Genomic DNA, 18978 nt, shown 5'->3' with positions numbered 1-18978 from the left:
CTGGACGAATTTCATGCGGATGCGGATCGAACCCGAGGCCGATGAGGACTTCGAGGCGGCGTGTGGACTGCTGGTCGACCGGCTGGTCCGGTGGGCCGGGGAGCAGGGTCTGCCGGTGGACGCTTTCCTGGCCGAGGCGACGCTGGAGTACCGGCACCGGGCGACTGTCGATGGCCGACTCGGATGGTGGGAGCCGCGGCACGTGGAAGAGCTGCTCCTCTCCTGGCTTCCCCGGCAGGTCACCGAACTCCCCGGGGAGGAACGCGGCGACGCCCCGGGCACACTGCGCACACTGCTGCGCTATCTGCACGCCATGCAGTTGGCGGACCCGCGCGGCCCCGTACTTGAGGACTCCCTCGCCGCGGTCGACGCGGCTGCGGAACAGTACCCGGTGGCGATGGCGGACCGCACCCGCTGGGGCCTGGCGAAGTACTGGATGACGACAGCCGCCGAGCAGGGCGTGGACATCCGGGACGGGGCGGCGTTGCAGCGCTTCGCGGACCGGGCACAGCGCGGGGAGGTCGCCTACGATCAGCAGACCCTCGACGCGATCATGGAGCAACGGCTGACCGGCCGCGCGCCGTCCGGTTCGGCCCGGGCCGAACCACAGCTGCCCGTGACGCTCCCCACGGACAACGAATTGCGACGACGGGCCGAGGTGTCGGCGATCGTGTCGCAGTTGCGCGGGCTCGCCCAGTGGGCGGGGCGCGACGGCCGGGCGGTGACGGGAACGGGACGGCTGCGGATGGCGGATGCCCGCGAGCTGGTGGATGCGCTGAGCACCGGCGACAAGACCGAGGGCGTGCGATCTTCGGCCGACCTGCCGCGGCTGGGGCTGCTGGTGGAGTGGGCGAAGAAGGCGCGGCTGGTCCGGGTGGCCAAGGGGCGGTTGTACGCGGTGGCCAGGGCCCGGCCGGTGCTGGCCGACCCGCTTCAGCTGTGGTTGCGCGCCTTCGACGCGTGCTTCGAGCTGCGGCAGGCCCTGATCGGGGCGCGCAGCGGCTGGCACGTCGAGTCGATGCTGTTCGATGCGTACGAGGACGTGCTGGAGGATGTGCTGAACACGCTCTACAGCCTGCCGTACCCGATGCCCTGGCCGCGGCTGCGCGACTCCGTGCACCTGGCCTACCGGGCCCGCTTCCAGCTGGACAGCGGATCGGACCTCCGGCACCGGATGTGGTTCGAGCACGCCGACCGGGACCTGCGCACGGTACTCGCCATGCTGGACGACCTGGGGGCGATCAAGCGTGACCGTGGGATGGCCGACCCGGTGTTCCTGGACGTCGATCTCTCCGAGGCTGGACCCGAACTGCCCGCGGACATGCCGCCGGAGCTTGCGGAACTGCTGGGTGTTGCGGGGGCGGCAGCGGATCCGGCGCCGCAGGAGCGCGCCGATGCCCGGCGTGAAGAGCTGACGGCAGGGCCGGTGGAGCTCATCCGTCTCACCGAACTGGGCACCCGGGCCGTACGGCAGCGGCTGCTGGCGGCCGGCCGGGACGCACCGCTGGTCGGTGAGCTGGCTCAGGTACCGGCGGCCGGTCTGCTGGGGGCGCTGGCCGAGGACTACGACCCGGATACCGCCAGCACGGAGCTGGCCGGCTGGCTTTCGGCCCGCGGGGAGCGGGATGCCGCTCTGCAGCAACTGACGGACGCTGTAGGGACCATGGCCTTCCGCGCACGTGCGCAGGCGATGCTCGACGTACTGCAGGTGGCGTTGCCGGACGGCGAGGGCGAGCGACTGCTGCGCACGCTGCGGCGAGACACACAGCTGGCGCCGTTGGCGCTGAACGCACTGGCTCAGCGTGAACTGCTGCCCCCCGAGGACATGACCGATGCCGAGTATCTGCTGGTGCTCGCCGAGAGCCTGCTTCAGCTTGTGGAGCTGGCGGGCGGCCGGGACGGCGCCGAGGAGGCGCTGCGCACCCAGGGCTCCCAGGCCAGGGAAGCGGTTGCCGCCGCACTGGACTCCGCGCACCCGGACCGGGCCGGACTCGAAGAGCTCAGGCAGCTGGCGGCCCGGGCACTGGGTACCCACGGCGCCCGCGTCGGTCGCGCCCGGAAGGCTCGGCGCTCCTCAGGCAAGAGCGGCCGCAAGCGGCGCCGCTGACCGGGCAACACCGTCTGCCCCCCCAGGCGCCGGGTGCGCTGGCACTGGCACGGAGCCGGGCGGAGGGAAACCGATGGGTCCCGGCGTCGTACGTCCTCGGTGGCGCGCTACCGTCGGGGTCGTGGTTGAGGGATGGGGCGAGGACGGGCTGCGGGCCCTGCGTGGCGCGCTCCACGCGCAGGACGGAGTGGCGTTGCTTGCGGCGTTGCGTCGTGGACCCGTGCGTGAGGTGTTGCAGCTGGCCGGCGATGGTGTGGCCGGGGCCGCGGCGCAGGGCCTGCCGGGGGCTGCGGAGATGGCGGCCTTGTTTCTCGGCGCGCTCCAGGAGCGCGGCTTCCGGGGCGATGGGGAGCTGGCGGACCGGTTGCGCGCGGCCACGGGAGACGCGGCGATCCCCCTCCTGCGCCCGCTCGCGGTCGATCTGGAGATGCTCGCCATGCTGCTGGAGGGCGACCCGGCCGAGTCCGGTGGCCGGATCGATCTGACCACCGGGGAGTGCTGGCCTGCCTTCACCGATGAGCTGGGGCCTGGGCCCGGGGCCGAGGAGGACGACGATTCCGAGCGATGGCTGTACGTGCCGGCTCTGGGGTCCCGGGCCGGGTACCGGGACATGGAGCTGTTCATCGAAGAGGTCGAGGACGCCGCCCTTGCCGACAGGCTGCGGATCGCCATCGGTGGGCGGGGCGTCTTCCGGCGCTTCAAGGACGTCCTCGCTGGTGACGAGCGCTCCTGGAGCCGGTACCACCGGTTCTGCGATGAGCGGCAGCGCGGCCGGGCCCGCGCCTGGCTGGCCGAGGAGGGCTACTGCCCGCACATCACCTTCTTCGTAGAGCCCAGCTCGGGTTCGTATCCTTCGGGGCCGGTATGACTCTTTGCTGCCCCTGTCCTGCATGATCCGGGGGCGCTGTCACCGGGCCTGGCGTCGCCGGTTGATCGCTGAGGGAAGTGTGTCCGCCGACAGGCGGGCTGCGTGATACGACTGCCGATCACCGGCGTCCCGGTCGACCAGGCGGCAGTCGAGTGCGGGTGCGCGGCGGCTCGGAGCAACCAGGCCGTGTGGCCGGTACATTTGCTGGTACGGCTGTGGCTGTCAGGCAGCCAGCGTCTTGAGTCGGGAGGCCGCCTCCTCCAGTACGCCTGTCCGCTTGCAGAACGCGAAGCGAACAAAGGGTGCGCCCTGCTCACGGTGGTCGTAGAAGACCGCGTTGGGGATCGCGACCACCCCGCAGCGCTCCGGCAGCGCACGGCAGAAGGTGAAACCGTCGTTCTCACCAAGGGGCCGGATGTCGGTGGTGATGAAGTACGTGCCGGCCGGGCGGAAGACCTTGAAGCCCGCCCGCTCCAGGCCGCCCGCGAGCAGGTCCCGTTTGGCCAGCATGTTCGCGCGGAAGTCCGCGAAGTAGGAGTCGGGCAGGCGCAGGGCCTCGGCCACGGCGTATTGGAAGGGCCCGGAGGCGACATACGTCAGGAACTGCTTGGCCGAGCGGACGGCGGCGACGAGATCGGGGGCGCCGGTAACCCAGCCGACCTTCCAGCCGGTGAACGAGAAGGTCTTGCCGGCGCTCGAGATGGTGACCGTGCGGTCCCGCATGCCCGGGAAGGTCGCGAGGGGTACGTGTTCGGCGTCGTCGAAGACCAGGTGCTCGTACACCTCGTCCGTCACCACCAGCAGGTCGCGCTCCACCGCCAGCTCGGCGATCGCGGTCAGCTCCTCGCGGGTGAGGACGGTGCCGGTCGGGTTGTGGGGGGTGTTGAGCAGCAGCAGGCGGGTGCGGTCGGTGACGGCGTCGCGCAGTTCGTCGAGGTCGAGGTGGAAGCGGCCCTCACGGGGGCGCAGGGTGACCGGCACGCGCGTGGCGCCCGCCATCGCGATGCACGCCGCGTACGAGTCGTAGTACGGCTCCAGGGCGACCACCTCGTCGCCCGGCTCCAGCAGGGCGAGCAGCGACGCGGCGATCGCCTCGGTGGCGCCCGCGGTGACCAGGACCTCCGTGTCGGGGTCGAGGGTGAGGCCGTAGCGGCGCTGCTGGTGCGCGGCGATCGCGGTGCGCAGTTCGGGGATGCCGGGGCCGGGCGGGTACTGGTTGCCGCGGCCGTCCCGCAGCGCCCGCACCGCCGCCTCCCTGACCTCCTCGGGGCCGTCGGTGTCCGGGAAGCCCTGGCCCAGGTTGATGGCGCCGGTGCGCAGGGCCAGGGCGGACATCTCGGCGAAGATCGTGGTCCCGAACTCGGCGAGCCGGCGGTTCAGGAGGGGACGCGCGCTGGAGGTCATGCCGGTCATCCTGCGCCGAACCTCTGGAGTTGCTCAACTCTGCTTTGGGCCGTGCGGGCATCGGGCATCTCCCGTCCACACGCGTGAGCGAGGCGCCCACGGGGGTCGCTTCGAGTGCATCACGGGGGAGCGAAAGGACGGTGACGTCATGGTCATCGGCATCATTCTGGCCCTGGTCTTCGCGGGGGCGCTCGGCTTGGCGAGGGCGGGACGGAGTCGTCCCACCGGCGGGACGCGTCGCGCCGGCAAGGGGAGCGGCGACGGAGGCGGGGGCGGCGGCAGCTGGTGGGCGGACAGCGGCGACGGAGGCGGGGGAAGCTCCGGCGGCTCGTCCTGCGGGGGCGGCTCGTCGTGCGGGGGCGGCGGCGGATGTGGCGGGGGAGGCAGCTGACGGGGGAGGCAGCTGACGGGGGCTGCCGGGGTATCCGCCCCGGAGACGGTGGGGTCTGCGCTCACGCGGGCCCCACCGTCGCGTTCGGCCGTCGTGTTCGGCTGTCGCGTTCAGCGGCGGACGGGCGGCGGGTACGCGCCGCGCATGCGCCAGGTGAGCACCGGACGCGCGCCAGGTGCGCGCCAGGCTCGCCTCCTTGAACAGGTGATCTGAGGGGCCCCCGAGGGGATGGAAATCACATGAAGTTGGGTAAAAATGCTGTGGGGGCACCATAGTTCATGGTTTCCTCTCCATCACCAGCACAGCCCTCGGACCTCCTGCGGACCTCGTCCGACCGGCCGACCGGGTTGGCGGGCCGAACTCCCGGTACGGCCGGGTCGTAACGAACGCCCGCATTCCTTCTCCCCGCCCCTTCTCCATGCGCGCTTGCGGAGCCGTTCCATGCTCACGACCCTGACCACCGCCTACACCGACACGCGTGCGGCCGACCTCGCCTGGGCCCTGGGGTGCGAGCCGCTGCCCGCGCTGGCCACACTCGACCTCGAGCTGACGGGGGCCAAAGTCCAGTTGAGGCTCCTCGGCGCGTCCCACCAGGTGCTGCTGGAGGAGGAGCAGGGCGTCTGTTCGGAGACCGTCGCGTGCATCCGGGGCCGCAGAACGCCCCTTCCGCTGGGTGTCGCCACCCGCGTGGGCGACTGGGAGTACGAGTTCGCCGCCCGCGTGGAGATGCTCTCCCCGGGCTCCTTCGCGGGCCGCGCGCAGGAACTGCTCGCCCTGGTCTCCGACCATCCGCACGGTCTCACCGGCGTGTTCCCCGGAAGCCCGCACGCGTTCACCGCGATGCTCGCCCAGCGCCAGGGGAGCCAGGTCCACTGGCGGACCTGGCACGCCTATCCGCAGGACGGCCAGGTGGTGGCGACCCGGACACGGGTGGGCGTGCGGGTGAAAGCGGCCGTGTGAGTGCCGTGTGACTGCCGTACGAGTGGCGTCCCGTCGGTGACCCGCGCGAGGTTTCCCTGTTGTACCAACGGCGGTCAACGGTAAACAAACATCACACGTGTGGGTGACGATCCGCAGTGGAGGCGTGACGTAACGTCGCAGAGTGATCGAACCGCAGGCCCCCGCTCCGCCCGGCTCCGCGCGCCCCCGAGACAGACTGCGCGGCGGCAGCGGCAGTAGCGGTGGCGGCAGTGGTGAGGGTCGCGGCGGAGGTGACGGCTCGGGCAGTTCGCTGCGGCTGCCCGTGCGGCAGGGCACCGGGCGGTTCCTGGTGCTCGCGGGTGTGTTCGTGTGCGCGGCCTGTGGACTGGTGTACGAACTCGAACTCGTCGCACTCGCGGCGTACCTGATGGGTGACTCGGTCACCCAGGCGTCGGTCGTGCTGTCCGTCATGGTCTTCGCCATGGGGATCGGCTCGCTGGCCGCCAAGCGGCTGCGGCGGCACGCGGCGGCCGGCTTCGGCGCCGTCGAGGCCGCCCTCGCCCTCGTCGGCGGATGCAGCGCGATGGCCCTGTACGCCGTCTTCGCCTGGACCGGCGGCTGGGGCGGCCCGTGGGCGTACGGGCCCCCTGTCCTGCTGGTCGTCTTCTCGCTCGCCGTCGGCCTGCTGATCGGGGCCGAGGTGCCGCTCCTGATGGAGCTGATCCAGCGGATCCGCCGCCAGGACGCGGGCGGCGCGGTGGCCGACCTGTTCGCCGCGGACTACGTCGGCGCCCTCGTCGGCGGGCTCGCCTTCCCGTTCCTCCTCCTGCCGTTCCTCGGCCAGCTGACGGGCACGCTGATCACCGGCGCGGTCAACACGGTGGTCGGCGGCGCACTGGTGCTCGGCCTGTTCCGGCAGGACCTCACCCGCCGCGCACGCCGGCTGCTGATCGTGGCCAACCTCTCCGTGCTGACCGTCCTCGCCTCGGCCACCATCCTCGTCGACGACTTCGAACGGGCCGCCCGCCACGCCATGTACGGCTCGGACGTCCGGGTGGCCCTGCGGACCGACGTACAGGAGGTGGTGCTCACCGGCGACCGGGACGGCCGGTCCCTCGGGCTGTTCCTCGACGGCCGGCTCCGGGTCAGCAGCCGGGACGGACTCCGGTATCACGAGGCCCTGGTGCACCCCGCCATGACCGGCTCGCACGAGCGCGTGCTCGTCCTCGGCGGCGGCGACGGGCTGACCGCCCGCGAAGTGCTGCGCCACCCCGGTGTGCGGCGGGTCGACGTCGTCGAACTCGACGCGGGCGTGGTGCGGCTGGCCCGCCGCGACCCCGCCCTGTCCGCGCTGAACGGCCACGCCCTCGACGACCCGCGCGTACGCGTCACCACCGAGGACGCCTTCGACTGGCTGCGCGGGGCACCCCCGGCCGCGTACGACGTGGTGGTGTCCGACCTGCCGCACCCGGAGATCACCGCGAGCACCAAGCTGTACTCGCAGGAGTTCTACGGCCTGGCCCGGCGCGTGCTCGCCCCCGAGGGACGGCTCGTGGTGCACGCGGGGCCGGTGACGTCCCGGCCCGAGGCGTACTGGACGGTGGAGTCGACGCTCCGCTCGGCCGGCTTCCGCACGGCCCCCTACGGCACGGGCGGCCGGCCGGCCGGTCTCGTCACCGGGCCCGCCCGCTCCCCGGCGGACACCACCCGCGCCCTGCGCGACCGGGGCTTCGTCCTCGCCGCCCGCACGGACCCCGAGCTGCGCCTGGACCCGTCCGGCCCCCGCCCGCGCACCCTCACCGACGGCTCCCTCGCCGTCGGCGCGCGGGCCGCCGAGCGCACCCGCGTCCCCGGCCTCCCGCCGTCGACGCTGATCCACCCCCGGTACGCGCGGTGAGCCACGACCGCCGACCCGCGTCCACCCGGACCCGTGTCCACCCGGACCCGTGTCCACCCGGACCCGTGTCCGAGCCGTGCCCGCTGCGCCTTTCGTGCCGACGGGGGTACAGTCCGGCGTTCCCGTGGGTAGGCTCCGCAGTCATGGAGCACGAGGTGTTCGTTCCGGTTCCGGTGGAGCGGCTCAGGGAGGCGCTGGACGATCCCGCACGGGTCGCCCGCGCGGTGCCGGGGCTCCAGCACGACGCCGGAGCCGATCCGGTCGCCGGCCGGCTGAAGGTCCGCATCGGCAGCCATTCCATCACCTACCGGGGCGCCGTCCGGGTGACCCGGCGGGACGACGGTTCCTACGCCGTCGAGGGCGACGCCGCCGAGGCCCGCGGCACCGGCGGCGTGAAGCTGGCGCTGCGGCTGAGCCTGCGGGACACGGAGGGCGGCGCCACGCTCGCCGTCGACGGCACGGCGACGGCCGACGGCCGGGTCACGGAGCTGCCGCCGGAGGCGGTGGCCTCGGCGGTGGCCCGCCTGCTGAACCGCTTCGCGGCGAATCTGGGGACGACCGCGGCCACCACGGCGGGGACGACGACGGGGACAACAGCGGGGGAGAACTCCGGGGAGGAGACGCCCGAGCGGGCGGCACCCGACGAGGCGGCACCCGACGAGGCGGCACCCGACAAGGCGACGACCGACGAGGCGACGACCGACGAGGCGGCGCCCGGCGAGGGAACGCCTTCCTCGGAGGAGCCCTCCGCCCCGGAGCCGCCCTCGGTTCCCTCCGTCTTCGACGCGGAGATCCCCCTGCCGTCCCTCGAACCCGGGCTGCCGGACGACGTGGACGACGTGGACGAGACCGTGGACGGGCCGGTGGGCGAGGAGGCCGGGGAGGACGACGCCGACGAGGGCGCCGTCGCCGAGGCCGCGCACGCGCGCCGCACCATGATCGGCCGCAGTGCCGAAGAGGTGGACCACGCCCCGCCCCGGGGCCGCTACGCGCCCGTCCCCGCCCCCCAGACCGTCTCCGCCTCCACCCCGCTGCGCTGGGCCGCCCCGGCGGCCGCCCTGGCGGTGGCCTCGGCGATCGTCGCGGTGCGGGCCCTCCGCAGGCGCGGCTGAAGAGCCGTATCCGGGCGGCGGGGCCGGCCCGACCGGCGGGGGCATCCTTGATCACCCCAGTAGGGTCGTCCCGTGAGTGACGAAGACATCACGCTGACCGCGGGCGACGCGGAGGTGACCGTACGGCCGGGCAACGGCGGGCGGGTCTCAGGACTGCGGGTCGGGGGAGTGGAACTGCTGCGGCAGGGCGACCGTTTCGGGTGCTTCCCGATGGTCCCCTGGTGCGGGCGGATCAGGGACGGCCGGTTCCGGAACGGGGCGACCGTCCACCAGCTGCCGCTGAACGCCCCGCCCCACGCCATCCACGGCACCGCCCGTGACGCCGCCTGGCGCACCGCCCGCAAGAGCGCCGACGAGGTCGTGCTCACGTACGACCTCGTGGAGCCGTGGCCGTACCCCGGGCGGGTGACGCAGCAGTTCACGCTCGGCGAGGACGCGCTGACGCTGACCATGGCCGTGGAGACCTACGATTCGTCCTTTCCGGCGCAGCTCGGCTGGCACCCCTGGTTCAACCGCAGCCTCGGCGGCGCGGACGCCCAGGACGTACGCCTCGACTTCACCGCCGCCTGGCAGGAGGAGCGCGGCGACGACCACCTGCCCACCGGCAACCGGGTCGACCCCCGCCCCGGCCCCTGGGACGACTGCTTCGGCATGCCCGACGGAGTCGACGTCACCCTCACCTGGCCGGGGCAGCTGGAGCTGAAGGTGGCCAGCCGCGAGGAGTGGGTGGTGATCTACGACGAGCAGCCCGAGGCCGTCTGCGTGGAGCCGCAGACCGGGCCGCCCGACGGGCTGAACACCCATTCGCGTCTGGTCACCCCGCTGGAGCCGCTGGAGGCCACGACCACCTGGACCTGGCGGCGGCTCTAGACGGCAGCCCGGGGCATGCCCTGTGGGGCATCCCCCGGCGCCGTCTACCCTGGCTGCCATGAGTGACGTACGTGGCGCGCTGCTGCAGCAGATCAAGGACAAGGCCGTGGTGCACGGCAAGGTGACCCTCTCCTCGGGGCTCGAGGCCGACTACTACGTCGATCTGCGCCGCGTCACCCTCGACGGAGAGGCCGCCCCGCTGGTCGGCCAGGTGCTGCTGGACCTCACCGCCGAGCTGGACTTCGACGCGGTCGGCGGCCTCACCATGGGCGCGGACCCGGTGGCCGGCGCCATGCTGCACGCCGCCGCGGCGCGCGGGCAGCGGCTGGACGCGTTCGTGGTCCGCAAGGCGGCCAAGGCGCACGGCATGCAGCGGCGGGTGGAGGGCCCGGACATCAGAGGCCGCCGGGTCCTGGTCGTCGAGGACACCTCCACCACCGGCAGCTCCCCGCTCACCGCCGTCGAGGCCGTGCGTGAGGCCGGCGGCGAGGTCGTGGCCGTCGCGACCATCGTGGACCGGGCGACCGGCGCCGCCGAGAAGATCCAGGAGGGCGCCGGGGTGCCGTACCTGTTCGCCTTCGGCAAGGACGAGCTCGGCCTGGACTGACCGGCCGGCACCACCGCACCGGCCGGCCCCCGGCCCCCGGCGCCCACACCGCCGGCCGGTGTCCCGGCCCCCGGGGCCCGTGTTCCGGCCCCCTCGGCAACCCCCGCATAACGACTCGACCGGCGCCGTCGACGGACGGGACAAGTCTGGGAAGATGGCCCCGACAATGACGTCGCATCCAAGGTTCCAGGTCAGGGCCGACAGTACGCAGTACGCCAACCCGTACGCGCTTGCATAAGGAGCGGACAGATGCCCATCGCAACTCCCGAGGTCTACAACGAGATGCTGGACCGGGCGAAGGCAGGAAAGTTCGCCTACCCGGCCATCAACGTCACCTCGTCCCAGACCCTGCACGCGGCACTGCGCGGCTTCGCCGAGGCGGAGAGCGACGGCATCGTGCAGATCTCCACGGGCGGCGCCGAGTTCCTGGGCGGTCAGCACAAGAAGGAGATGGTGACCGGTTCGGTCGCCCTGGCCGAGTTCGCGCACATCGTCGCCGAGAAGTACGACGTCAACATCGCCCTGCACACGGACCACTGCCCGAAGGACAAGCTCGACGGCTACGTCCGTCCGCTGCTCGCGATCTCGGAGGAGCGCGTCAAGGGCGGCCGCAACCCGCTGTTCCAGTCCCACATGTGGGACGGCTCCGCGGAGACCCTGGCCGACAACCTGAGCATCGCCCAGGAGCTTCTGGAGCGCGCCCGCGCCGCGAAGATCATCCTCGAGGTCGAGATCACCCCGACCGGCGGTGAGGAGGACGGCGTCTCGCACGAGATCAACGACTCCCTCTACACCACGGTCGACGACGCGATCCGCACCGCGGAGGCGCTCGGCCTCGGCGAGAAGGGCCGCTACCTGCTGGCCGCGTCCTTCGGCAACGTGCACGGCGTGTACAAGCCGGGCAACGTCGTCCTGCGCCCGGAGCTGCTCAAGGAGCTGAACGAGGGCACCGCCGCCAAGTACGGCAAGCCGGCCGGCTCGCAGCCGTTCGACTTCGTCTTCCACGGCGGCTCGGGCTCCTCGCCGGAGGAGATCCTCACCGCGCTGGAGAACGGCGTCGTGAAGATGAACATCGACACGGACACGCAGTACGCCTTCACCCGTCCGGTCGCCGACCACATGCTCAAGAACTACGACGGCGTCCTGAAGGTCGACGGCGAGGTCGGCTCCAAGAAGACCTACGACCCGCGCACCTGGGGCAAGCTGGCCGAGGCGTCGATGGCCGCCCGCGTCCTGGAGGCCTGCCAGCACCTGCGCTCCACGGGTACGAAGATCAAGTAACCCGGCGGCTCATCGGTAGCGCGCAGCCGAGCCCGGCACCCCGCCCGTCACGTCCGTCCGCACCCGTTGCGGCGCGTGCGCAGGGGGTGCCGGGCTCGGCCCGCTTCCGTATGCTCCGAGCATGCCCGGTGTCCGGCTGGCCTCACCGCAGGGCAAGTGGATCCTGCTCACCACGGTGCTCGGTTCGAGCATGGCCATGCTGGACTCCACCGTCGTCAACGTCGCCCTGCCGCGCATCGGCCGCGATCTCGACGCGGACCTCGCCGCCCTCCAGTGGACGGTCAACGCGTACATGGTCACGCTGGCCGGCCTGATCCTGCTGGGCGGGGCGCTGGGCGACCGGTTCGGGCGCCGGAAGGTGTTCGTGGTCGGGGTGCTGTGGTTCGCCACGGCCTCCCTGCTGTGCGGTATCGCGCCGAACGCCGGTGTGCTGATCGCCGCCCGTGCCCTGCAGGGGATCGGCGGCGCGCTGCTCACGCCCGGTTCCCTCGCCCTGATCCAGGCCTCCTTCCATCCCGACGACCGGGGCCGGGCGGTGGGCCTGTGGTCCGGCTTCGGCGGGATCGGCGCGGCGGTCGGCCCGTTCCTGGGCGGCTGGCTGGTGGACGGGCCGGGCTGGCGCTGGGTGTTCCTGATCAACGTGCCGCTCGCCGTGCTGTGCGCCCCGATCGCCGTCCGTCACGTACCGGAGTCGGACAGCGGGGAGCGGGCCCCCGGCCGCTTCGACGTGCTCGGCGCGGTGCTCGGCGCGCTCGCCCTCGCCCTGGTGACGTATGCGCTGATCGAGGCCGGTGACGGCTCCCTCGCGGTTGTGGCCGCCGGGGTCGCAGGACTGGTCGCGGCCGTGGCCTTCGTGCTCGTCGAGAAGCGCCGGCCGCACCCGATGATGCCGCTGGACATCTTCGCGTCCCGCCAGTTCACGGTGATCAACGTGGTGACCCTGTGCGTGTACGCGGCGTTCGGCGGTTTCTTCTTCCTGGCCGCGCTCCAGCTCCAGGTCGCCGTCGGCTGGTCCGCGCTCGCCGCCGGTACGGCGCTGCTGCCCACGACCGTGCTGATGCTGCTGCTCTCCGCCCGCTCCGGCGAGCTCGCCGACCGGATCGGGCCGCGCATCCCGCTCACCGTCGGACCGCTGCTGTGCGCGGCCGGGATGCTGCTGATGAGGCGGGTGGGGCCGGGCGCCTCGTACCTCACCGATGTGCTGCCCGCGCTGCTGGTGCTGGGCCTCGGCATGGTCACCCTGGTGGCGCCGCTGACCGCGACCGTCCTGGCGGCCGTGGACACCGCGCGGGCGGGCCTGGCCAGCGGTGTCAACAACGCGGCGGCCCGCGCGGCCGGCCTGGTGGCGGTGGCCGCGCTGCCGCTGCTCGTCGGGATGGGGCCGGAGGCGTACCGGGTGCCGGACGCCTTCGACGAGGCGTTCGGCCGGGCGATGGTGCTGTGCGCCGCCGTCCTGGTGGCCGGCTCGGCCATCGCCTTCGCGACCGTACGGCGTCCCGCGCCGGGCTGCCGCCGCCCCGAATGCCGTACGCACGGCAGCGTGGCCGTGCCCCCGCTGGAACCCGAGGTCGGAGTGGGGCCGGACGGTGGTGTTTCACGTGAAACGCGACCGCCCGAACCCCGGCAGCCCGGAACCTGAGCCCCCGAGGGCAGGCCCTGGCGCAGGCCCTAGGCCCGCTTCAGCTCCTCGTACGCCTCGGCGCTGCTGTCCTGGAGGAACTGCTTGCAGCGCTCCGCCTCGTCCTTCTCGTCGATCGCCTCGGCGGCGCGGGCGAGGGCGGCGAGGCAGCGCAGGAAACCACGGTTGGCGCGGTGGCTCCACGGGATCGGTCCGTGGCCCTTCCAGCCGGAACGGCGCAACGAGTCGAGCCCGCGGTGGTAGCCCGTCCGGGCGTACGCGTACGACTCGACCACTCGCCCCGCCTCGAAGGCGTCGTCGGCGAGCATGGCCCAGGCCAGCGAGAACGTCGGGAACTTCGCCACCACCTCGGCGGGCGGCAGGGATTCCTCACCGAGCAGGCGGTACGCCTCCTCGTTCGCCGGCAGATGTGTCGGGTCCGGGCCGCCGAGCAGGTTCTTCTGAGTGGTCATGACGCCAGTCTGCCACCTGGCGGGGTGCGTTCCGCCGGGACCGTGCGCTGGAGATGCGGGCGAGCGGGGCCCGGGTGACCATCGGACCGGTGGCGGCCCCGTACCGTCAGCCGGCCGGTTCGCCACCGGGGTGCGACCGGTCCCGCGACCGCTCCTCACCCGAGGGCACCACTGGTCCCCGCCCCTGGTCCTGGCGCCGGCCCCACCACCGGTCTCCTCCTCAGGACGGGATGGTCATGCCCGAGCTCTCGCGGCCTCTCTCAGGACGGCTCTTTCCGGACGGACGACCGACGGGCCCTGTCCCGGAGGCGTTGCGCCCAGCGGCCGAGCCGGCCGGGCGGCCGTCGGGTGGGGGCCACGCGCCGGTCCAGCGCTCCGGTGCGGATCGCCTCGAGTGCGTCGGCGAGGTCGACACCGGCGAACGCGATGACGTCGGTCGCGACCGTGCGGAGGCTGTAGGCCAGGAACGTACGGTCCGAGGCCGCGGGGTCCACCGCTTCGGCCGGTTCCGTGGACTCCGTGGACTCCGTGGACTCCGCGGGCCTCGTGGAGCCGGCGGCCCCGGCAGCCTCTGTGTCCGTCGTGATCCGGGTCGCGAGCGCCAGTGCGCGGTCGGCGGCCCGCTGGCGTACGTCGCGGTCGTCGAGCGCGTCGGCCAGCGAGGCGATGACGTCCGTCAGTTCGCGCACCGGCCGCTGCAGCCGGGCACGGCTGTCGGAGCCGGCCGAGGCGACGAGGCGCGCGAGCATGAAGGAGCTGGCACCCAGCAGGTCGAGGTGTTCCGCGTTCTCCTTCTCGCGCACGACGACCTTCGCCCGCCACGTCGGCGCACGGCGGGTGACCCGCATGTCGGTCCGGCGGACCCGGCGCAGCTCCACCAGATGGTCCAGTACCTCGCGGAGTTCCCCGACCGACTGCGCGGCGAGACCGTCGTCGTCCCGGTCGATGGCGTCGGCCAGGGTGGCGAGACCGCCGGAGATCGCACCGAGTGCCGCCGTTTCGGCGCGGCGCAGCAGGGCCAGTGGCTCGGGCGGGAAGAGGAGCTGCGAGAACACGAGGGCGATGCCCGCGCCGGTCAGCACGTCCACCAGACGCTGGAAACCGTTCGCCTCGTCGCCCACCGCCACCACGAGGATGGCGGTCACCGCGGACTGGACGACGACGGTCTGCGGGCTGCGCACGGCGCGTGCGGCCGCGAGCGAGACGAAGACGGCGAAGGCCATCGCACCGGGGCCGGTCCCCAGAGTGGCGAGCACGAGCTGGCCGACCAGCAGACCGAGGATCACGCCGAGGAGGAGCCGGATCGCGTGCAGGCCGCGTTCGCCGAGGTTCTCGGTCAGCGCGATCGTCGCCGCGATGGGGGCGAAGTACGGCGTGGGGTGGTCGAACACGTAGCGGGCCACCAGCCACGCCGCCGCGGCACTGGCGGTCACCTGGAGGAGCAGCCACACGTCCAGAGTGATCCGGCGGCCGCCGACGGAGAAGCGCGACGTCACCCACTGCGCCACCGCACGGGCTCCGCGGGCCGGCCCGAGCGCTGCTCCACGGGCTGCTCCGCGGGTTTCCGTGCGGGCTGCTGTGCGGGACCGCAGCGCGCTCACCCTGCTCATGATGCCAGCCGGCCGTCCGGCCCACCCGGTGCCGGGAAGCTCCGGCGAACCATGCCCGTGACCGCGCCGGCCGAGAGGGGGCGACGGCGATGAAGGTCGAGCAACTGACCGAAGTCCTCACCTACCACGGCGAGGGACCCGTCTGGTCGGACGCCTGGGGCGGCCTCCGGTGGCTGGACATGCTGGCGGGAGACGTGCTGTCGCTCGCCCCCGACGGAACAGTGGCACGGCGGCACATCGACACCGTGGTCGCCGCGGTCCGCCCCAGACGAGGGGGCGGTGCCGTACTCGGAGTCGAACGCGGCTTCGCCCTCGAGGACCCGGACGGAAAGGTGACCATCTTGGACCCCCTGTGGAGTGACGAGCGCGTGCGTATGAACGAGGGGGGCTGCGATCCGGACGGGCGGTTCTACTGCGGTTCCATGGAGTACGGCGCCCGGCGGGGCGCCGGCGCGCTGCACCGCCTGGACCCCGACGGCTCGACGGCCACCGTCCTCGGCGCCGTGACGATTTCCAACGGCCTGGAGTGGAGCCCCGACGGCGATCGCGCGTACTACGTCGACACGGGGACGGGCCGCGTCGACGTGTTCGACTACGACCGTGAGCGCGGGCTGACCGGACGGCGCCCGTTCGCCGTCATTCCCGGGCCCGGGAATCCGGACGGGCTGACGGTCGACGCGGAGGGCGGCGTGTGGGTCGCCCTGTACGACGGTGGCGCGGTGCTCCGGTACACGCCGGACGGCACCCTCGACGAGGTCGTGGGCCTCCCGGTCACCAAGGTGACGGCGTGTACCTTCGGCGGGCCGGAGCTCGGCCGGCTGTTCGTCACGACCTCGCGCGAACACCTCCCACCCGATGCCGAACCGGCCGCGGGAGCGCTGTTCACCTGCGTGCCCGGTGTCCGGGGCGTGCCGGTACGGGAGTTCGCCGGATGAGCACCGCCGACGTCCCCGCCGAAGCCCGCGCGGACGGCGCGGACGGTACGGGCGACGACCGGACCCAGACGCTGCTCGTCTTCGGTGCGCGCGGAGACCTGACGTCCCGGCTGCTCCTGCCGGGTCTGGGCGGCCTGATCGCCGCGTCCTCGCTGACCGGCCTTTTCCTCGTCGGCTGCGACAGCGGGGAGGGGAGCGACGAGGAGTGGCGGACGGTCGTCGCGGAGGCGTTCGCGGCGGGAGGGGCGGGCGGGCCCGCCGTCGACGCCGTCGTCCGCGACGCGCGCTACGTGGCCGCGGACGCCACCGACGAGGGTGGCCTGCGCCGCCTCCTGGAGGGCCGCCGGGGCCGTCTCACCCTGTACTTCGCGCTGCCGCCCGCGGTCACCGTCGAGGCCTGCCGTGCGCTGTCCCGGATCGGCGTGCCGGACGGTACGCGTCTGGTGCTCGAGAAGCCCTTCGGCACGGACGCGGCCAGTGCGGCCGCGCTGAACGATCTGCTGCACGGGTTCGTGCCGGAGAGCCACGTCCACCGCGTCGACCACTTCCTCGGCATGTCGACCGTGCTGAACATCCTCGGCGTCCGGTTCGCCAACCGGGTGATCGAGCCGCTGCTGACCTCGGAACACGTCGAGAAGATCGACATCGTCTTCGACGAGACGCTCGGCCTCGAGGGCCGGGCCGGTTTCTACGACGGCACGGGCGCCCTGCGCGACATGCTCCAGAGCCATCTGCTCCAGGTGCTGGCGCTGGTGGCGATGTCCCCGCCGAGCACGCTGGAACAGCTCGACGTGCGGGACGCGAAGGCGCAGGTGCTGCGCGCGACCCGGGTCTGGGACGACGACCCCGAGGGGTTCAGCCGTCGCGCCCGCTACACCGCCGGCTCGGTCGACGGCCGTTCCTTCCCGTCGTACGTCGACGAGCCGGGCGTCGACCCCGCCCTCGGCACGGAGACCCTGGCGGAGGTCGTGTTCGCGGTCGACACCTGGCGGTGGGCCGGGGTGCCGTTCCGCGTCCGGTCGGGCAAGGCCATCGGCTCGCCCCGGCAGGAGGTCACGTTCTGGTTCAAGGACGCCCAGCGGGTCCCCGCCGGGCTCGCCGGCGACGTCCTGCGCAACCGGCTGCGGATCGGCCTCGGCGCCGGCCGCCTCCAGCTGGACATCAACATCAACGGGCCGGGCGATCCGTCGACCCTGACCCCGGTGACGCTCGAGACGCGCTTCGGCCCCGGCGAGCTGTTCGAGTACGGCGAGGTGCTCCGGGGCGTCCTCGAGGACGAGAAGCCGCTGTCGGTGCGCGACGACATGTCGGTCGAGTCCTGGCGCATCGTCGAGCCGGTGCTGGACGCGTGGCGCGAGGGCCGGGTGCCCCTCGACGACTACCCGGCAGGGAGCGCCGGCCCCACCACCTGGGAGGACCGGGTGACATGAGTGAACCGTTGAACACGCGCCCCACCGCGGAGAGCAACTTCGTCGACCTCACTCCGCAGGGAGAGCGCACCGTCCGCAGATGGGCGATGTCCATCACCATCGGCAGCTTCCTCTTCGGCTTCGACACCGGGATCATCTCCGGCGCCCTGCTGTTCATCCGCGAGGACTTCGGCCTCAACTCCTTCCAGCAGAGCTCCGTGGTCAGCGTCCTGCTGCTCGGCGCGGTCGTCGGCGCGCTGGTCAGCGGAAGGATCGCGGACCGCTACGGACGGCGGCCCCTCCTCGCCGGCCTCGGTGTGCTGTTCTTCCTCGGGATCGTCACCGCCGCCCTCGCGGGCGGCTACTGGATGCTGCTGCTCGGCCGCGTCATCCTGGGCCTGGCCGTCGGCGGGGTGTCGGCCACGGTGCCGACCTATCTGGGGGAGATGGCCCCGGCCCAGATCCGGGGCCGCGTCCTCGGCCTCAACCAGCTGCTGGTCACCATCGGCCTGCTCGCCTCCTACCTGGTGAACTGGGCCTTCGCCGGGTCCGGGCAGTGGCGCGGGATGTTCTGGGTCGGAGGCATTCCGTCCGCGCTCCTCGTCCTGGTGTGTCTGTGGCTGCCCGAATCCCCGGTGTGGCAGATCAACCACGGCAGGACGGACCGGGCCCGCAGGACGCTCGACAAGGTCACCGAACCGGGTGGCGCGGACCTCGTCGTCTCACGCTTCGACGACACCGGCCGCGCCGGCGAGCAGGACGGGGGCCCGTCCAGAAGCGGGCCGGGAGGCGTGCGGGCGCTCTGGGCTCCGGCGGTGCGCCCCGCGCTGCTGGTCGGCGTGATCCTGGCCGCGCTCCAGCAGTTCTGCGGGATCAACACGATCCTCTACTACGCGCCGACGATCATGGGCGAGGCCGGCCTGTCCGCGGCGCGGTCCATCTACTACTCGGTCTTCATCGGCGTCGTGAACGTGATCGTCACCGTGGTCTCCGTCTACCTCGTCGACCGGATCGGCCGTCGTCCCCTGCTGCTCTTCTCCCTCGTGGGGATGGGGATCTCCATCGCGCTGCTCGGGGTGGCGTTCTCCGCGGATCTGGCCCCGGTGCTGATGCTCGTGTTCATGATGCTGTACATCGTGGCGTTCGGGGTCGGCATGGGCCCGGTCTTCTGGGTCATGCTCGGTGAACTCTTCCCCCCTGCCCAGCGGGCCGAGGGATCCAGCGCGGGGTCCACCGTGAACTGGCTCTCGAACTTCGTGGTGAGCCTGGTGTTCCTTCCCCTCATCTCGGTCATCGGGCACGGGCCGACCTTCTGGATCTTCGCCGTGGTCTGTGCCGCAGGGACGGCGTTCGTCGCCAAGTGGGTCCCCGAGACGCGCGGCCGGCACGCCGACGAGGTGGGCGAGGACCTGCGCCGCCGGTGGAACGCACCGGCGGCGTGAAACGAGCCGTGGTGGCGCGGGGCCGCGGTCGGG

At 72.7% G+C, this 18978-nt stretch carries 15 protein-coding genes; 12 read left to right on the top strand and 3 right to left on the bottom strand.

Features of this window, described 5'->3' with window-relative positions; genetic code table 11:
• Window positions 1-19 precede the first annotated feature (19 nt).
• Together ACIF80_RS18395 and ACIF80_RS18390 are read left to right on the top strand one after the other, a co-directional pair.
• Window positions 20-2107: a hypothetical protein gene (locus tag ACIF80_RS18395; protein ID WP_399805720.1), complete on the top strand. Its 2088-nt coding sequence runs from the start codon at window positions 20-22 to the stop codon at window positions 2105-2107.
• A gap of 121 nt (window positions 2108-2228) precedes the next feature.
• On the top strand, window positions 2229-2975 hold the full coding sequence (locus tag ACIF80_RS18390; protein ID WP_399805718.1) for a UPF0158 family protein: 747 nt from the start codon (window positions 2229-2231) through the stop codon (window positions 2973-2975).
• 222 nt (window positions 2976-3197) lie between these two features.
• Here the strand turns inward: ACIF80_RS18390 and ACIF80_RS18385 are convergent, their stop codons facing one another.
• A complete protein-coding gene (locus ACIF80_RS18385) occupies window positions 3198-4388 on the bottom strand; it encodes a pyridoxal phosphate-dependent aminotransferase (protein ID WP_399805716.1) in 1191 nt (396 codons plus the stop codon).
• Between the two features lie 823 nt (window positions 4389-5211).
• Here ACIF80_RS18385 and ACIF80_RS18380 point away from each other — a divergent pair.
• The 7 genes from ACIF80_RS18380 to ACIF80_RS18350 all read left to right on the top strand — a co-directional run bounded on the left by ACIF80_RS18380 (window position 5212) and on the right by ACIF80_RS18350 (window position 13097).
• Entirely contained in the window at window positions 5212-5730 is a 519-nt protein-coding gene (locus tag ACIF80_RS18380; protein ID WP_399805714.1) for a DUF2617 family protein, read from the top strand.
• Window positions 5731-5872: 142 nt separating this feature from the next.
• Complete coding sequence (locus ACIF80_RS18375) at window positions 5873-7588, top strand: polyamine aminopropyltransferase (protein ID WP_399805712.1); 1716 nt, start codon at window positions 5873-5875, stop codon at window positions 7586-7588.
• A 143-nt stretch (window positions 7589-7731) separates the two neighbouring features.
• Window positions 7732-8700: an SRPBCC domain-containing protein gene (locus tag ACIF80_RS18370; RefSeq protein WP_399805710.1), complete on the top strand. Its 969-nt coding sequence runs from the start codon at window positions 7732-7734 to the stop codon at window positions 8698-8700.
• 72 nt (window positions 8701-8772) lie between these two features.
• On the top strand, window positions 8773-9570 hold the full coding sequence (locus ACIF80_RS18365) for an aldose 1-epimerase (RefSeq protein ID WP_399805708.1): 798 nt from the start codon (window positions 8773-8775) through the stop codon (window positions 9568-9570).
• Window positions 9571-9628: 58 nt separating this feature from the next.
• Window positions 9629-10177 (top strand): orotate phosphoribosyltransferase, encoded by a 549-nt coding sequence (gene pyrE / locus ACIF80_RS18360; protein WP_399805707.1) that lies wholly within the window; start codon window positions 9629-9631, stop codon window positions 10175-10177.
• Window positions 10178-10426: 249 nt separating this feature from the next.
• Complete coding sequence (gene fbaA, locus ACIF80_RS18355) at window positions 10427-11458, top strand: class II fructose-bisphosphate aldolase (RefSeq protein WP_399805705.1); 1032 nt, start codon at window positions 10427-10429, stop codon at window positions 11456-11458.
• A gap of 121 nt (window positions 11459-11579) precedes the next feature.
• A complete protein-coding gene (locus ACIF80_RS18350) occupies window positions 11580-13097 on the top strand; it encodes an MFS transporter (RefSeq protein WP_399805703.1) in 1518 nt (505 codons plus the stop codon).
• Between the two features lie 29 nt (window positions 13098-13126).
• On the opposite strand, the gene ACIF80_RS18345 is transcribed toward ACIF80_RS18350, so the two are convergent.
• The gene (locus tag ACIF80_RS18345; protein WP_399805701.1) at window positions 13127-13549 is read right to left on the bottom strand and encodes a DUF3151 domain-containing protein; all 423 of its coding nucleotides are present in this window, start codon (window positions 13547-13549) and stop codon (window positions 13127-13129) included.
• Between the two features lie 260 nt (window positions 13550-13809).
• A complete protein-coding gene (locus tag ACIF80_RS18340) occupies window positions 13810-15057 on the bottom strand; it encodes an aromatic acid exporter family protein (protein WP_399805699.1) in 1248 nt (415 codons plus the stop codon).
• 191 nt (window positions 15058-15248) lie between these two features.
• Here ACIF80_RS18340 and ACIF80_RS18335 point away from each other — a divergent pair, with 191 nt between their 5' ends.
• The 3 genes from ACIF80_RS18335 to ACIF80_RS18325 are packed head-to-tail and all read left to right on the top strand — an operon-like array spanning window position 15249 to window position 18945.
• On the top strand, window positions 15249-16094 hold the full coding sequence (locus tag ACIF80_RS18335; protein WP_399805697.1) for an SMP-30/gluconolactonase/LRE family protein: 846 nt from the start codon (window positions 15249-15251) through the stop codon (window positions 16092-16094).
• The gene (locus ACIF80_RS18330) at window positions 16091-17524 is read left to right on the top strand and encodes a glucose-6-phosphate dehydrogenase (RefSeq protein WP_399805695.1); all 1434 of its coding nucleotides are present in this window, start codon (window positions 16091-16093) and stop codon (window positions 17522-17524) included. Before ACIF80_RS18335 ends, ACIF80_RS18330 begins: the two co-directional genes overlap by 4 nt.
• Complete coding sequence (locus ACIF80_RS18325; RefSeq protein ID WP_399805693.1) at window positions 17521-18945, top strand: sugar porter family MFS transporter; 1425 nt, start codon at window positions 17521-17523, stop codon at window positions 18943-18945. Before ACIF80_RS18330 ends, ACIF80_RS18325 begins: the two co-directional genes overlap by 4 nt.
• The last annotated feature ends 33 nt before the right edge of the window (window positions 18946-18978 follow it).

It is taken from the genome of Streptomyces sp. NPDC085927, assembly GCF_044540975.1.
In the GTDB taxonomy this organism is placed as follows: Bacteria; Actinomycetota; Actinomycetes; order Streptomycetales; family Streptomycetaceae; genus Streptomyces; species Streptomyces hirsutus.
The sequence above is the reverse complement of the archived record's forward strand: the minus strand, read 5'-3'. Positions and strand labels throughout refer to the sequence as shown.

Bases quoted from the DNA above. Each gene is read 5' to 3' on its own strand.
- ACIF80_RS18395 (WP_399805720.1), top strand. From the start codon at position 20: ATGCGGATCGAACCCGAGGCCGATGAGGACTTCGAGGCGGCGTGTGGA.
- ACIF80_RS18385 (WP_399805716.1), bottom strand. From the start codon at position 4,388: ATGACCGGCATGACCTCCAGCGCGCGTCCCCTCCTGAACCGCCGGCTC.
- ACIF80_RS18380 (WP_399805714.1), top strand. From the start codon at position 5,212: ATGCTCACGACCCTGACCACCGCCTACACCGACACGCGTGCGGCCGAC.
- ACIF80_RS18370 (WP_399805710.1), top strand. From the start codon at position 7,732: ATGGAGCACGAGGTGTTCGTTCCGGTTCCGGTGGAGCGGCTCAGGGAG.
- pyrE (WP_399805707.1), top strand. From the start codon at position 9,629: ATGAGTGACGTACGTGGCGCGCTGCTGCAGCAGATCAAGGACAAGGCC.
- fbaA (WP_399805705.1), top strand. From the start codon at position 10,427: ATGCCCATCGCAACTCCCGAGGTCTACAACGAGATGCTGGACCGGGCG.
- ACIF80_RS18350 (WP_399805703.1), top strand. From the start codon at position 11,580: ATGCCCGGTGTCCGGCTGGCCTCACCGCAGGGCAAGTGGATCCTGCTC.
- ACIF80_RS18345 (WP_399805701.1), bottom strand. From the start codon at position 13,549: ATGACCACTCAGAAGAACCTGCTCGGCGGCCCGGACCCGACACATCTG.
- ACIF80_RS18335 (WP_399805697.1), top strand. From the start codon at position 15,249: ATGAAGGTCGAGCAACTGACCGAAGTCCTCACCTACCACGGCGAGGGA.
- ACIF80_RS18330 (WP_399805695.1), top strand. From the start codon at position 16,091: ATGAGCACCGCCGACGTCCCCGCCGAAGCCCGCGCGGACGGCGCGGAC.
- ACIF80_RS18325 (WP_399805693.1), top strand. From the start codon at position 17,521: ATGAGTGAACCGTTGAACACGCGCCCCACCGCGGAGAGCAACTTCGTC.